This is a genomic window from Streptomyces sp. SID8374, assembly GCF_009865135.1.
GTDB lineage: Bacteria > Actinomycetota > Actinomycetes > Streptomycetales > Streptomycetaceae > Streptomyces.
The window spans coordinates 2,082,506-2,095,909 of the sequence record NZ_WWGH01000002.1 but is presented as its reverse complement, the minus strand read 5'-3'; the positions used below and the strand labels follow the sequence as shown (position 1 = coordinate 2,095,909).

Below are 13,404 nucleotides of genomic sequence, written 5' to 3'. Positions count from 1 at the left end.
GGAGGGTCAGCTGGCGCCGGTGACCTTCACGCCGGTCCAGTCGATGTGCCCGGGGTTCTTCGGGAGTGCGGAGATCGACTTCGTCTTGGCGAAGAGGTTCGGTGAGGCGTACGTGAACACCAGCGCCTTGCTCTCCAGCCCGGCCCGGGTCGCGGCCTGGAGGGTGGCGGCGTAGTCGGGCGAGTCCAGCGGGGTCTGGCGGACCTTGGCCACGGCCTCCTTGAACCCGGCCGGCTCGTACGGGGTGGAGAGGTTGAGCGGGCCGTTGGGGCCGAAGTGCGCGGTGAGGGTCTGTACGGCGGAGTCGCGGCCGGTGGTCCCGTACAGCGAGAACGTCAGGTCCTTGGCGAAGAACGGGGTGGACCAGTTCTTGTCGATCTTGATGGTGACCTTGATGCCGACGGCGGCCAGCTGCGACTGGACGATCTCGGCCTGCGGGTCCTCGGACGGGATGACCAGGTTGAGCTTGAGGTCGCCGGGCTTGTGGCCCGCCTCGGCGAGGAGCTTCTTCGCCTTCTCGGGGTCGTAGGGATAGGCGTTCTCGGACTTCGGGTCGTAGGCCACGTAACCCTTCGGGAACGGCTGGTCGGTCGCCTCGCCGTAGCCGAAGGTCAGCTTCCGCACGAACTCCTCGCGGTTGACCGCGTGCCGGACGGCGTCGACGACCTTGTCGTTGTCGAAGGGCGCCTTGTTGACGTTGAGGCTGAGGTTGGCTGCGTTGAAGCCGGGCTGGACGAAGACGTCGAGTCCGGCCTTCTTCGCCGCGTCCGCCTGACTGGGGTCGATGTCGGCGAAGTTGTAGACACCGGTCCGCAGTCCGGAGACGACCGTCGAGGCGTCGGGGGCGGATACCAGCTCCACGTTGTCGATGTGGATGTTCTCCGCGTCCCAGTAGTCCGGGTTCTTCTTGAGCACCGCCTTGGTGCCGGGGATCAGCTGCTGGACCACGAAGGGTCCTGCGCCGACCGGGTTCTGGTCCAGCTTCCCGGGGTCCTTCGCCGCCTTGGGGCTGGCGATCTGGAGCACGCGCTGTCCGAGCAACTGCGGTATCTGGTAGTCGACCTGAGTGAGGTTCAGGGTCGCTTCGAGCCCCTTGGCCTCGACCTTTCCGATCGAGGTCAGGTCACCGAAGAGGGCGGAGTTCTTCTGCTTCTGGGCGCGTTCGATGGCGGCCTTCACGGCGGTGGCGTCGATCGGTTCGCCGTCGCTGAACTTCTGGTTCGGGCGCAGCTTGAAGGTGATCCGGTCGCCCTTGTCGTTGTACTCCCAGCTCTCGGCGAGGTCCGGGACGGCCTTGCCCTCCTCGTCGGTGCGGGTCAAGGAGGCGTAGACGAGGGCGAGTTGACGGAACTGGGCGCCGCTGCCCGACACGACCGGGTCCCAGTGGGCCGGGAAGTAGGAGGAGGCCCACTTCAGCGTGGCGTTGCCGCTCGCGGAGGAGGCGTCTCCCCCGCAGGCGCTCAGGGCCGGGACGAGCAGGGTGGCGAGGGCCGTCCCGAGCGCGGCGGCCCGCAGGCCCCCGGCCCGCCGGGCGGACCGGACGCGGAGTCCTGGGCGGAGGTTCGTCAGTCGTGCGGACATCTCGGTGTTCTCTCTGTGATGGGCGCCGGCCGCGGTACGGGGCGGACGGAGCGGAACCGGGGGCGGCCGGCACCCGCGCCGGAAACCGGACGCACGGGCGTCCGGGCAGGGCGGTGGGAGCCGCGGCACGCCTCGGTGCGAGCGCGGTCCGGGACGGTCGACGGCGGCAGTGACGGCGACGGGGTCACGAACGGGGCGCACGGCGAGGGCCGTTGAAGGTGCGCGGGGATGCGCGGGGAGGGACGCGGAGGAGACAGGGGCCGATCGGTGTGACGACGGTCAGCGGGGCTGCCGTCGGCGATCGGGGAACGCCTGTGGGCCGAAGTGGCGGTCGGTCAGCGACAGAGAGCGCTGGAGGTGCGCCGCAGGTCCACGTAGCGGCACATCACGCCGGGGTGCGTCGTGAGCATGCGGCACATCCTGGTGCCGCACGCCCCCGGATGTCAATGGACACCTTTTGGTGTCTCATCCGGTGGAACGACACTGGGCCGCAGCTCAGGGCGTTGCGGGGCCCTACTCCCGTACGGCGGGGTGGTGTTGGGCGTCGTCGGGGTGCAGCCACACGGGCCCCTGCGCGGTGTCCACCCGCACCGCGTGCGGCGGCGGCCAGGCGCCCTGGGTCAGCACCAGCCGCTCCGGCCCGGTCAGGCTCCGGTAGCGCTCCAGGGCCATGGCGGGGGCGAGCGGGGCGGCCTCCCGGCGCAGCCCCGGGCTCAGCGCGTCGACGGCGGCCGCGTACGCCTCGTACGGCCGCCAGCCGGGCACCACGCGGTACGCGGCCGGGGTCCGGAACAGCAGCGTCGGCAGCGCGTACCGCACGTCACCGCCGGGCGTCTCCTTCGCCGCCCCGGGGTGCGGCGACTCCTCGTGTACGGAGAACACCTCGGGGACCGGACGGCGCGCCTCGGCCCGGTCGGCGCGCACACTTTCGCGTACGTCGGCGGAGGCGGCGTCACGCGCCAGCCGGTCGGGATCCAGGCCCGGCACCCCGCGTACGGACCGGAGTGCGAGCGCCTCGGTGTCCGCGGGCTCACCGAGCACGAAGACGCTCTCGCGCAGCCGGCGCAGCACCCGTTCGGCGATCTCGGGCCCTTGGGCCTCGGCGGCCCTGGCGACGAGCGAGGAGGGCCAGGAACTGGCCGCCACCCGGGTCAGCCGGTGCGCGCGGGGGGCCAGCGTGTGCGTGCCGATCTCCGCCAAGTGGCTTGCGTACCAGGAGGTTTCGGCGGCAGGGTCGGGGGGCGGATCGTCCTCGTCGTCGTCGAAGAGGATGGCGTACGCGCGCCGCCAGTGGACCCGGCCGGGCAGTGCCGCCCGGAGCCGGCGGAAGGCGGGCTCGGAACCCCAGGCCCAGGGGCAGAGCGGATCGGTGTACTCCACCACCTCCAGCGGGGGCGGGCCGTCCGAGGCGAGTGTGGCCTCCGCCGAGTCGGGTGTGGCCTCCGGCGAGGGCAGGCCTTCCGAGGCGGGTGCGACCTCAAGCAGGGGCGGGCCTTCCGAGGCGGGTGTGGGCGGGCCCTCCGGCTCCGGTGTGACGGTCATGCGGCGCCGACCTCGGAGTGCTGTTCCCGGGCACCGGCGGAGAGCCCGGCAGGCAGCAGTGAGGCCAGGGTCAGCCCGCCGAGGACCGCCGCCGCGCCCGCCTCGATCTGCCGCCACACACCCGGCAGGGGCGCGGCGGGACCGGGGTAGCCGAGCCCGTCCAGCGGTTCGCCACGCAGAGTGAGGACATCGCCGTCGATGGCGCGCACCACGTCGAGGAGGGTGACCTCGTCGGCGGGTCTGCCGAGCCAGTAGCCGCCCTCGCAGCCGCGCTGGCTGCGTACGAGCCCGGCTCTGCGCAACTCGCCCACCACGGACTTCAGGAAACGGAAGGGAATCTCCTGCGAGGAGGCGATGGCTTCGCAGGTGAGCGGACGGCCAGGTTCACGGGCGAGCTCCAGGAGGGCCCGCGTGGCGTAGTCCGCTTTCGCGGAGATATGCATGGCGCTCATCATGCCCGAAGGGCCGTGCGGAGGCCCGGCCTCCGCACGATTGAACTCCTACATGTCAGCAACATTGCCGCAGATGAACCGCAAAGGACACCTCTTGACATCCTTTTCCGTGCCGCTTTAGCGTCCCCGCCATGAGCGAGCCCCTGACCACCGCAGGCGAAGGTTTCCACCCGCACCTCCACGCCACCCCGGGAGACCGCCCCACGGCTCCGCTGCACACCCGCCTGCACCACATCCGCGCCGACGCGCTGGACGGCGACACGGCCCAGACCGGCGGGATGCGCCGGTTCGCGGCCATCAGCGGGCGGACGACCGGCTCCGAGAAGCTGTGGATGGGCCAGACCCATGTGGCGCCGTCCACCTCCTCCTCCGACCACCACCACGGCGCCTCCGAGACGGCCATCCATGTGGTCAGCGGACACCCGGAGTTCGTGTTCCTCGACGACTCGGGCGAGGAGCCGCAGGAGGTACGGCTGCGCACCTCGCCGGGCGACTACATCTTCGTCCCCCCGTTCGTGCCGCACCGGGAGGAGAACCCCGACCCGTCCGAAGAGGCGGTGGTCGTCATCGCGCGCTCCACCCAGGAGGCGATCGTGGTCAACCTCCCCCGCCTGTACGCCCTTCCGGCGGACGAGGGCCACTAGTAGGAACTGGGTGCGGCCCTCGAAGTGGTCCAGCCCGAGGCCGTGCTTGAGCTCTGGGTAGTCGTGTTCGATGCGCCAGCGCGTCTTCGCCCACCGCACCAACTCGGCGGCCGGTGTTCCGGGCGGCAGGTTCGATATCCGATAGCTCGTCGGCGCCTCCACCCCGGTGGGCCCTTCCACGAGGACGATGGAGGTGGGCAGGGCACCGTCCCACTGGTTGCGTCCGCCGCCCGCGGCCTGGGCGCCTGCCAGAGACTGCTTGCCCGCCGGCCGTAAGGTCAGGACCGCGAACCGTGAGGTCATCGGCCCTTTGCTGCCCTGCCGCCAGCTCACCGCGTGCTTGAGCCGGTTGATGGCCCGTTCGACGGTGTCGCGCTTCTTGCGGGGTCTGCCCGGCCCGGTCCGAGGTACGAGAATCCTCTCCAGCACGGGCTCCAACTGCGTGCAGTCCGCCCGCTGTCCCGGAGGAACGATCCGGGACAGCGGGCGGCAGCGGCCGTCCGCGCTCAGGCGGAGCTTGGTGGTGAACCGGCCCCGCGAGCGACCCAGGCCCTCACCTCCCGCACCACCTCCGCCAGTCGGGCGAGGAGGCTCTGCCACGCCGTCTGGTCCCGGTGTTCTGCCGCCGCGTCCCCCTGTGAGACGGGTGGTGGTCCGGTCGGGCGCCGCCGGCGTGCTGATGGGCCCGCACGACGGTGGAGTCGACCGAGATGTCCCAGTCGATCTCCCCAGCCTCATCGGCCGCGGCCTGAACCTGCCGGAGCAGGCATTCCCAGGTTCCGTCGGCCGACCACAGACGGTGACGTTCGTAGACCGTCTTCCACGGCCCGAACCGTTCGGGCAGGCCAACCACTGAACGCCGGTCCGCACCCGGTGCGGAATCCCGTCGATCACCTACCGGTGATTCCGCCACCTGCCACAACGCCTGTTACTGACCGGCAGGAACGGTCGCAGCCGTTCCCACTCGGCGTCCGCCAGATCACCCCGGCCCATGCACACATCAACGACACGACTGCGACGTGTTCATCAGAGCGGTCCGCAGGGGGGTGGCGTCGGCCAGCCTGCCGATCAGCGGGGTGAACAGACCGCCGACGCCGATGGTCAGCCCGAGGGTGATGCCACTGGCCGTGCCGGCCCGGCCGGGCAGATGGTCCTGGGCCAGGGTCACCTGCAACGAGACCGGGACGCGGAGACCTGCCGAGGTCAGGGCCGCACATACATGGAGGGCCGGACCGGGCAGGGGGATGAGCCCCGCCACGTCGGCCACGGTGAGGGGATGGGACCCGCGCACCACGGCCGGTACATGGATTGCACCGGCGGAACCGGGCCATCCGGGTGCCCGCCGGCACCGTGCACGCCAACCGGGCCCATCGACGTCGTCCGCCGGGCGTACGGCCACACCCCGGGCCGGTACCTGCCGGGCGGAGGCGACGGCCGGTCGTCACCGGAGCGGATCGCCGACCCGGTGGCGGCGCCCGGTCTCGCCGCGTACCCGGTGGGGCCGCGCGACCCGGTGCGCTGAGCCGACGGCGTACGACGGGGCGGGACCTCGCCGGGAGGCCCCGCCCCGCCTTCAACGGCCCGCCCGGCCCGGGGTCGTACGATCGGCCTCGGAGCCGACACCGTACGACCGGAATCAGAACCGCCGCCGCACGAGCGGACTCAGGTGCGGACTCAGAACCGGTCCGGGGCGCGCTCCGGGAGCGGAGATCCGGGGAGCTGGTCCCGCTTCTGGTTCTGCCGCGCCTCCGCGTTCGAGCCGGTCGTCGCCCGGCAGAACACGTCCTTCGCCGGAAGCTTTCCGGTGAGCAGGTAGCCGGTGACCGCGCCGTCCGTGCACACGTTGCCGCTCGGGTAGACGCCGTGGCCCTCGCCGCCGAGGACGGTGACTATCTTGGAGCGCTTGAGGACCTTGTGCAGGGCCTGGGCGCTGGGCAGCGGGGTCTGGGAGTCCCACTCGTTCTGGACGACCAGGGAGCCGACCTTGTTGTTCACCTTCGTCGCCGGTTCCACGGACGCGTTCCAGAACGCACAGGGCTTGATGCTGGACGCGAAGTCGCCGAAGAGCGGGTAGCGGGCCTTGTCCGCGATGGCGTCCTTCCGGTAGCGCTCGGGGTTTCGCGGCCACGCGGCGGAGTTGTCGCCGCACACCACGGCCCAGAAGCTCGCCGTCATGTTGTCCGCAGGCGGCTCGGCGGCCTTGCGCGCGCTCCCGGTCCCGGCCGCGCCGGTGAACGCCGTGAGCTTCTTGGCGGCGGCGGGCTGCCCGTCAGCGGCCTTCTTCAGCTCCACGAACGCCTCGGTGGCGGACTGCGGGCTGAACACCGCTCCCCGCATACCGCTGCGGATGTCGTCGCCGGTGACCAGCAGCCCGTCCAGGTCGATGGGCTTCTTGTCGGCGCGCGCGACCAGCTTCCAGAAGGTCCGGTCGACCTTCTTCGGCGTGTCACCGAGGCCGTACGTCGCCGAACGCGCGGCGGCCCACCCGGTCCACCGGTCGTACGCGGGCTCGGCGCCCTCGGCCCACCACTGGACCATGCCCCGCCAGGCGCGCGCCGGATCGACCGCGCTGTCGAGGACGAACCGGTCGGCCCGGCCCGGGAAGAGCTGGGTGTAGACGGCGCCGAGGTAGGTGCCGTACGAGTAGCCCAGGTACGAGATCTTCTTCTCGCCGAGGACCGCCCGGAGCACGTCGATGTCGCGGGCGGTGTTGCGGGTGGTGATGTGCGGGAGCGTGGCGCCCGCCTTCTTACGGCACTTGTCCGCGACCTTGCGGGCCCAGGCGACGTCCTTGGCGAACGTCTCCTTCTTGTACGGCCGCAGCCAGTCCTCCTCGTCCGGCGTCAGGTTGCAGGTGACCGGGCTGCTCCGCCCCACCCCGCGCGGGTCGAAGCCGATGAGGTCGTACTTCTGCCGGGCGGACTTCGGCAGCTCCTCCCGCAGTCCCAGTGGCATGTAGATGCCCTGGCCGCCGGGGCCACCGGGGTTGGAGAGCAGGACACCGTGGCGCTTGCCCGGCGTGGTGCTCTTGATCCGGGATATCGCCAGGTCGATCCGCTTGCCCCCGGGGGCCCGGTAGTCCAGCGGAACCTTGATCGTGGCGCACTGGAACTCCGCCGGCGCGCCGGCTTCGCACCGCTTCCACTTCGGCTTCTGCTTCGTGTACGGGTCCAGCGCGCCACCCTTGGCGGCGGACGGGGAGGCGGCCGAAGGGGCGGCGGCCGGGGCGGCGTTGGCGGTCGAGGTGGCGAGCGCGGGAGCCAGCGTTGCCGTCAGGGTCACGGCCAACAGGGGCGCGAGACGTCGTCTGCGCACGATATCGATCCTTCCGGTCACATGTTCGGACAGGGAAGATCATTCAGGAACGGCCCGCGTCTGCGGATCCCTCGGCGGGCCGCAGTTGTCTCCCACCTGGGAATGACGCAACAGCCACTCGTGATACCCGAGTTGTAGGTGACGCGTGAGGGTCTCGCCGATCGACGACCGCTCGGGGTCCGAGGCGACGCTGGACCTCGATGCTTTCCTCGACGCTTCTCAAGGCCCTCCACGGCATCGACGGCGGTCTGTCGACGAGGTGGGCCGACACCCTCGCAGGCGACCGACAGCCGGGCCTCCAGGCCGACTTCGTGAAGAGCGCCCCGCCGTTCAACGTCGGGGACCGGCCGCGGGGCAGGAACGATGTCCGCCGGAGGTACGGGCCTGCCACCGGCGGGCAACGCGAACTACGCATGGCTCCAGCACGTGCTGTCCACCGGAGGGGCAGCCGACCGACGCGGCCAGATCCTGTTCGTCGACGCCCGCCAGTCGGGCGCCATGGCCGACCGGACCGAGCGCGTGCCGACAGAGGCCGGCCTACGGAGGATCGCCGACGCCTACCACGCGTGGCGCGGGACGCCATCGGCGCAGGTTACAGGCCCTCAGGTACGAGAACGAACCCGGCCTCTGCCCTACGGCGACCGTAGCCGGAGTACGTGAACGGGGGTACATGCTCCCCCCGGACACTACGTCAGCGGCGCTCTTGTTCCGCCCCGGGATCGATCCACCACTTCACCGATCGACCCCGCCACCTTGATGAGGGACGTGCATGCCCTTTTCCCTTGAACACGGTTGCCCTCTCACCGGCCGGTCCCGCCGGATCGGGCCTTTCCGGGGAACGCCGGTCAGCGCACCCTCCCCCGCGCCTTCAGCGGCGTCGCGGGCAGCTCGGGCGCGGGAAGCGGAGAGCCGTCGTAGCCCTTCACCTCACCGAACCTGGCCCCGCTCATCCAGTCCTCGCGGGCCTGGGCGATCTCCTCGTGGGAGCGGCCGATGAAGTTCCAGAACATCACGATCTCCTCCTCGAACGGCTCGCCGCCCAGGAGCATCAGGCTCGCGTCGGAGAGGGCGCGCAGGGGCAGTTCCGTGCGGCCGCAGCCGAGGTAGAGCATCGATCCGGGCAGTACGGGGACGCCGTCGACCTCGGTCTCTCCGGACATCGACAGGACCGCGTACTCGAAGTCCGGGTCCAGCGGGAGGCGGGCCTCGGCGCCTTCGGTCAGGGTGAGGTCGGCGCCGACGATCGGGGTGTAGGCGGTGCCGGGTGAGGCCGCGCCGTCCAGTTCGCCGAGGATCACGGTGGCGGTGAGGCCGGGGGCGGTGACGGCGGGGAGGTCGGTGTGGTGCTGGAAGTGCGGCTCCACGTTGCGGTGTTCGTCGGGGAGGGCCACCCAGAGCTGGGCGCCGTGGAGAAACCTGGCGTGCGGCTTCGGGCTCTCCTCGGAGTGGCTGATGGCGCGGCCGGAGGTCATGAGGCCCAGCTCGCGGGGGCGCACGGTCTGTAGGCTGCCCAGGCTGTCGCGGTGCAGAACCTCACCGTCGTGGAGCCAGCTGACGGTCTGGAGCCCCATGTGCGGGTGCGGCGGTACCTGCATACCGGGCTCGTCCGCGATGTCATCGGGCCCGTAGTGGTCGACGAAGGCCCACGCGCCCACCATGCGGCGGCCCAGGTTGGGCAACAGGCGGCGTACCTCGGTGGACTCGCCGAGCGGTACGCGGCGGGGGGTGAGGAGTTCACGGACCGGCTCGGCGACGACGAAGCCGCGCCCTCCGCAGACGGAGGGAGTGGCCTGGCGATCGAGATTGCTCATGGCGCTCAACCTATTCCCGTACGGGCGGGGCGCGTCGGTACCCACGCCAAAGATTTAGTGGAATGTTCAACCATTATGCGGTGTTGTCATGGCTGAACGCACGGCGGGACGGGAGTTCGGTGGCCGGCACCGTACGGGCCCGCACGATGACGAGGAGGACGCGTGAACGAGACCTACTACGAGTTCGGCACGGCCGCCGACCGGTGGGACCGGGCGCAGATGTTCTTCGAGGCCAAGGAGTACGTCACGGCCGCCCGGATCCTGGGCGGGCTCGTCGAGGAGGCGCCGGAGCAGGTCGCGCCGCGGCTGCTGCTGGCCCGCTCCTACTACCACTCCGCCCGGCTCGGCCGGGCCGAGGAGGAGCTGCGGGCGGTCCTGGAGCGCGACCCGGTGGAGAGTTACGCGCGCCTCATGCTGGGCCGGACCCTGGAGCGCCAGGGGCGGCAGGTCGAGGCGGCGACCCAGCTGCGGATGGCCGCCGCGTTCTCGGGCGACTTCGGGTCGCTGGAGAGCTGACTCGATCCGCCTTCGGGCCGTACGGGAGAGACAGGGTCGCATCGAACCGGTGCGGCCCTGTCCTCCTTTACCCGCCGGTACGAGCACCCGATAATGAGCTTTCCGGGACGAAGGGGCAGGGGGCGGGGGAATGTGTAGCTCGAGGGACGCCGAATTACGCCGGGCGCGGGTGGCCGCGCTCATCGCATCGGCGGCACTCGCGGTGTCCGGCTGCTCCGGTGGCGGCCAGGACGGAGCTGAGGGCCAGGGGAAGTCCGCCGCCTGCGCACCGGGGGTGCACAGCTGGACGAGCCGCCCCTGCGAACTGCTCGCGGGCGCGCCGCCCGCCGAGGGGTTCACCGTCGGCTCCACCACCGATTCCGCCGATCCGGACACCAGGGAGGACATCGGCGAGAAGGGCACCCGGCACCGCTACCGGCAGGCGGGCTGCCTGGCCGGTCTCACGGGCGCGGACGGGGCGTCGTGGAAGCTCAGCGCGACCGCCGCCGTGTACGAGGACGCCGGGCCCGCCCGTCGCGCGTACCGCATCAAGGAAGACCTCGACCGGGCGCACGGCCGCGGGCCGGAGCGGGTCCACGACGCCGCGTACGGGAAACCGGCCGACGACCAGGGGCGCCCCGGCCGCACCCTCCTCCTGTGGAACGGCGACCTCCTGCTCTCGGTGACCGCGTACGGTCCGTACGGAAGCAAGGAGCACGACGTGCGCGAGGACCTCGGACGCATCGTCGAGAACACCGCCCGCCTGGTGGAGGACGGGCTGCGCGACGGCGACGCGCCCTCCCCCGTCCGCACGACATCCTGACCGCCACCGCCCCGGCCGCATCTGACCGTCGGCATCCCCAAACGCGCCCGACAGCCACCATCCCGGCCGCACCTGACGACCACCGCCCCGTGACCTCCACCGTCCCGGCCGCACCTCACAGCCGCCGCCACCCGCCCCGCGCAACCCCGCACCCCGCCGGACGCCACCCCCGCACCGTCCCGGCCGCCCTTCCCCTGCCCCGGGGGGGGGCTGCCCGGCGCTCAGTCCCGCGGGCCCGCGTTCGCCACCCGGCCGAGCCACTCCTTCATCAGCGCCGCCTCCGCCGTGCTGAGCCCCGAGCCCTGCGCCTCGCGGAGCAACGCGCTCAACCGCGCCGCCGCCGACGGCACTTCGGCCTCCTCCGGCGCACCCGCCGCCGCGTCAGGGGTGAGGATCGAGGCGTGCACGGCGTCGCGCACCCGGCGGGACAGGCCGGGGTCGTCGAAGGTCGCGGGGCGGGCGACCAGCATCAGCGCCACCCCCACATTGGCCGACATGACCATCTGGGCGGCCAGCTCCGGCGCGACCCGTATCCGGCCCTGGGCGGCCGCCCTTTCCAGGTCCCGCGTCAGGATGCGGTGCGACTCCAGCGCGGCGGCGGGGGGCGTCCGCATCGCCGGGGAGTTCATCAGGCGGTAGAGGTTCGGGTTGCGGACGGCGAATTCGACGTGGCTGTCCCAGCCGCGGCGCAGGTCCTCCACGGGGTCCGCGCTCTCGTCGCGCTCACGTTTCGTCGCGAGATATTGCTCGAAGCCGTGGTCGACGACGGCCGACAGGAGGCCTTCCTTGTCCCCGAAGTGGCGGTAGAGGGCGGGGGCCCCGACCTGGGCCGCCTCGCACACGGCGCGCGTGGAGATGTCACCGTCGGGTGAGTCGCCGACCAGTTCGGCGGCCACCTGGAGGATGCGGGTCCGTGTGCTCGTGGTGGTGCTCATCGGACGGACGCTATCAAGCCGGGACACGGCGCTCAGACGATGCCGCCGTTGGCCCGCAGGACCTGGCCGTTGACCCAGCGGGCGGGGCCGGCCAGGAAGGAGACCACCTCGGCTATGTCCTGCGGGGTGCCGAGCCGCTCCAGCGGGGGCTGGGCGGCCATCCGTGCGACGGTCTCCTCGTCCTTGCCGTCCAGGAAGAGGGCGGTGGCGGTCGGACCGGGGGCGACGGCGTTGACCGTCATGTCCCGCCCGCGCAGCTCACGGGCGAGGATCAGGGTCATCGCCTCGACGGCCCCCTTGGTGGCGGCGTAGGCGGTGTAGCCGGGCAGGGCGAGCGACAGCACGGAGCTGGAGAAGTTGATGACGGCCCCGCCCGCGCGCACCCGCCGTGCGGCCTGCTGGTCGACGACGAAGGTGCCCCGGATGTTGGTGCGGTGTATCCGGTCCAGCACGTCGAGGTCGAGGTCGGCCAGTGGGGCGAGCGCCATCACGCCCGCCGCGTGCACGACCACGTCGACGCCTCCGTACGCCTGCTCCGCGGCGTCGAAGAGACTCGCGACGGCGGTCTCGTCGGCCACATCCGCGCGGTGGGCGATCGCCTCGCCGCCCGCGGCGGTGATGGCGGCGACGGCGGCCTCCGCCTCGGCCTGGTTGCCCCCGTAGCCGACGACGACCGCGAGGCCGTCGGCGGCGAGCCGCTCGGCGCTCTCCCGGCCGATGCCCCGGGACCCTCCGGTGACGACGGCCACGCGGCGGGGAGCGTTGGTGGTGGACACAGCCTCGGACTGTTCGACGGTCATGACGTTGCTCCTGGCGACAGGGGTCGCGGCGGTTCCGTGCAACCCGACGACATCAACGTTAACAGTTGAGCCGTAGCGCCGCTACCCCGTCCGTCACCTCTTCCGGGTGACCTCGCCCGTAACACCGCTGTCCCTGCCCGGACAGCGCCGCACCCGCCCGCGAACAGCAAGAACCCGCCGGGTGTACCCCGGCGGGTTCTGTGCGGAGCGCGGGCGGTCAGCCCACCGGCGTCGCCACGCGCGGCGCGTCGGCAGCGTTCCCGGAGGCCAGCAGCCGCTCGGTGAGGTAGCCGAAGATCAGGCCGAAGCCGGCCCAGAACGTGGTCTGGACGGCGAGCGTGGAGAGCCGGAACTTCCACAGCAGGGTGGCCGGGAAGTCCTTGCCGACCTCGTCGAACGAGGGCAGGAAGGCATAGGCGAGACCGATCACCAGCACGAAGCCGGCGGCAGCCGCGATGGACGCGTTCCAGTTGCCCAGGCTCGGCGCGAGCCGCTTGCCGATGATCACGGCGGCGACGGCCAGCAGCACGCTGAGGGCGACCATCAGGAAGAACAGGGTGGTGCGCTTCCCGATGGTGTCGGGGTCGCCGACGGCCGGCGGGTTCGCCGGGTACTTCAGGAACGGCACGACGTAGACGGTGAGCAGGGCCGCTCCCGCGACCAGTGCGGCGGTGGCCCGGGCGCCGAACTTGCCGATGCGGCCCAGCGCGTAGGCGAACACGAGGGCGGCGATGCCGCCCGCCGCGACGCCGAAGACCAGCAGTGCGGTGGCGAGTCCGCCGGTCGCCTGCATGGTGCGGCTGACGAGTTCCTCCTCCTCGCCGCCGCCGTGGGCGGCGTGGCTGTGCGCCTCTTCGAGCGCGATGGCGGCGTCCACCTGGGACTCGCCGAGGAAGTACGCCACGGCGAGGGCCAGCGCACCCGCGATCACGCCCGCGATCATGCCGCGCACGAGCAGAGCTCTGACAGATATGGAGTTCACGAGACTTTCCCTGTTTCCCTTGTT

The 13,404-nt window shown here is 71.7% G+C and carries 11 protein-coding genes and 2 pseudogenes; 3 read left to right on the top strand and 10 right to left on the bottom strand.

What is annotated here, in order from left to right; all coding sequences use genetic code 11:
• Positions 1 to 6: 6 nt before the first annotated feature.
• From GTY67_RS32525 to GTY67_RS32515, 3 genes are all read right to left on the bottom strand, one after another.
• Positions 7 to 1,581, bottom strand: coding sequence for an ABC transporter substrate-binding protein (locus GTY67_RS32525; protein ID WP_202462421.1), 1,575 nt, complete (start codon positions 1,579 to 1,581; stop codon positions 7 to 9).
• A gap of 513 nt (positions 1,582 to 2,094) precedes the next feature.
• Complete coding sequence (locus tag GTY67_RS32520) at positions 2,095 to 3,123, bottom strand: DsbA family protein (RefSeq protein ID WP_237502969.1); 1,029 nt, start codon at positions 3,121 to 3,123, stop codon at positions 2,095 to 2,097.
• Positions 3,120 to 3,566, bottom strand: coding sequence for an Rrf2 family transcriptional regulator (locus GTY67_RS32515; RefSeq protein WP_093692435.1), 447 nt, complete (start codon positions 3,564 to 3,566; stop codon positions 3,120 to 3,122). The genes GTY67_RS32520 and GTY67_RS32515 overlap by 4 nt, the downstream gene beginning before the upstream one ends.
• Positions 3,567 to 3,706: 140 nt before the next feature.
• On the opposite strand from GTY67_RS32515, the gene GTY67_RS32510 reads away from it, so the two are divergent.
• The gene (locus GTY67_RS32510; RefSeq protein WP_093692418.1) at positions 3,707 to 4,219 is read left to right on the top strand and encodes a cupin domain-containing protein; all 513 of its coding nucleotides are present in this window, start codon (positions 3,707 to 3,709) and stop codon (positions 4,217 to 4,219) included.
• Between the two features lie 9 nt (positions 4,220 to 4,228).
• Here GTY67_RS32510 and GTY67_RS35245 read toward each other — a convergent pair.
• The 4 genes and pseudogenes from GTY67_RS35245 to GTY67_RS32495 all read right to left on the bottom strand — a co-directional run.
• A pseudogene (locus tag GTY67_RS35245) lies at positions 4,229 to 4,552 on the bottom strand (IS701 family transposase); the annotation flags it as partial.
• Positions 4,553 to 5,246: 694 nt separating this feature from the next.
• A pseudogene (locus tag GTY67_RS32505) lies at positions 5,247 to 5,513 on the bottom strand (MFS transporter); the annotation flags it as partial.
• A gap of 380 nt (positions 5,514 to 5,893) precedes the next feature.
• Positions 5,894 to 7,534: an alpha/beta hydrolase gene (locus tag GTY67_RS32500; protein WP_161281401.1), complete on the bottom strand. Its 1,641-nt coding sequence runs from the start codon at positions 7,532 to 7,534 to the stop codon at positions 5,894 to 5,896.
• An 845-nt stretch (positions 7,535 to 8,379) separates the two neighbouring features.
• Positions 8,380 to 9,345, bottom strand: a complete 966-nt coding sequence (locus tag GTY67_RS32495) for a pirin family protein (RefSeq protein ID WP_093692421.1) — start codon at positions 9,343 to 9,345, stop codon at positions 8,380 to 8,382.
• Between the two features lie 162 nt (positions 9,346 to 9,507).
• Here GTY67_RS32495 and GTY67_RS32490 point away from each other — a divergent pair, with 162 nt between their 5' ends.
• Together GTY67_RS32490 and GTY67_RS32485 are read left to right on the top strand one after the other, a co-directional pair.
• Entirely contained in the window at positions 9,508 to 9,861 is a 354-nt protein-coding gene (locus GTY67_RS32490; RefSeq protein ID WP_093692422.1) for a tetratricopeptide repeat protein, read from the top strand.
• Positions 9,862 to 9,991: 130 nt separating this feature from the next.
• Positions 9,992 to 10,663, top strand: a complete 672-nt coding sequence (locus tag GTY67_RS32485) for a hypothetical protein (protein ID WP_161281400.1) — start codon at positions 9,992 to 9,994, stop codon at positions 10,661 to 10,663.
• A gap of 221 nt (positions 10,664 to 10,884) precedes the next feature.
• On the opposite strand, the gene GTY67_RS32480 is transcribed toward GTY67_RS32485, so the two are convergent.
• The 3 genes from GTY67_RS32480 to GTY67_RS32470 form a co-directional block, all read right to left on the bottom strand.
• The gene (locus tag GTY67_RS32480) at positions 10,885 to 11,598 is read right to left on the bottom strand and encodes a TetR/AcrR family transcriptional regulator (RefSeq protein ID WP_093692424.1); all 714 of its coding nucleotides are present in this window, start codon (positions 11,596 to 11,598) and stop codon (positions 10,885 to 10,887) included.
• A 32-nt stretch (positions 11,599 to 11,630) separates the two neighbouring features.
• Positions 11,631 to 12,398 (bottom strand): SDR family oxidoreductase, encoded by a 768-nt coding sequence (locus GTY67_RS32475; RefSeq protein WP_161281399.1) that lies wholly within the window; start codon positions 12,396 to 12,398, stop codon positions 11,631 to 11,633.
• A gap of 217 nt (positions 12,399 to 12,615) precedes the next feature.
• Complete coding sequence (locus tag GTY67_RS32470) at positions 12,616 to 13,380, bottom strand: CbtA family protein (RefSeq protein WP_161281398.1); 765 nt, start codon at positions 13,378 to 13,380, stop codon at positions 12,616 to 12,618.
• Positions 13,381 to 13,404 lie beyond the last annotated feature (24 nt).

What these genes read in the sequence shown, in the direction of transcription:
- GTY67_RS32525 (WP_202462421.1), bottom strand. Translation starts at nt 1,581, where the DNA reads ATGTCCGCACGACTGACGAACCTCCGCCCAGGACTCCGCGTCCGGTCC.
- GTY67_RS32520 (WP_237502969.1), bottom strand. Translation starts at nt 3,123, where the DNA reads ATGACCGTCACACCGGAGCCGGAGGGCCCGCCCACACCCGCCTCGGAA.
- GTY67_RS32515 (WP_093692435.1), bottom strand. Translation starts at nt 3,566, where the DNA reads ATGCATATCTCCGCGAAAGCGGACTACGCCACGCGGGCCCTCCTGGAG.
- GTY67_RS32510 (WP_093692418.1), top strand. Translation starts at nt 3,707, where the DNA reads ATGAGCGAGCCCCTGACCACCGCAGGCGAAGGTTTCCACCCGCACCTC.
- GTY67_RS32495 (WP_093692421.1), bottom strand. Translation starts at nt 9,345, where the DNA reads ATGAGCAATCTCGATCGCCAGGCCACTCCCTCCGTCTGCGGAGGGCGC.
- GTY67_RS32485 (WP_161281400.1), top strand. Translation starts at nt 9,992, where the DNA reads ATGTGTAGCTCGAGGGACGCCGAATTACGCCGGGCGCGGGTGGCCGCG.
- GTY67_RS32480 (WP_093692424.1), bottom strand. Translation starts at nt 11,598, where the DNA reads ATGAGCACCACCACGAGCACACGGACCCGCATCCTCCAGGTGGCCGCC.
- GTY67_RS32475 (WP_161281399.1), bottom strand. Translation starts at nt 12,398, where the DNA reads ATGACCGTCGAACAGTCCGAGGCTGTGTCCACCACCAACGCTCCCCGC.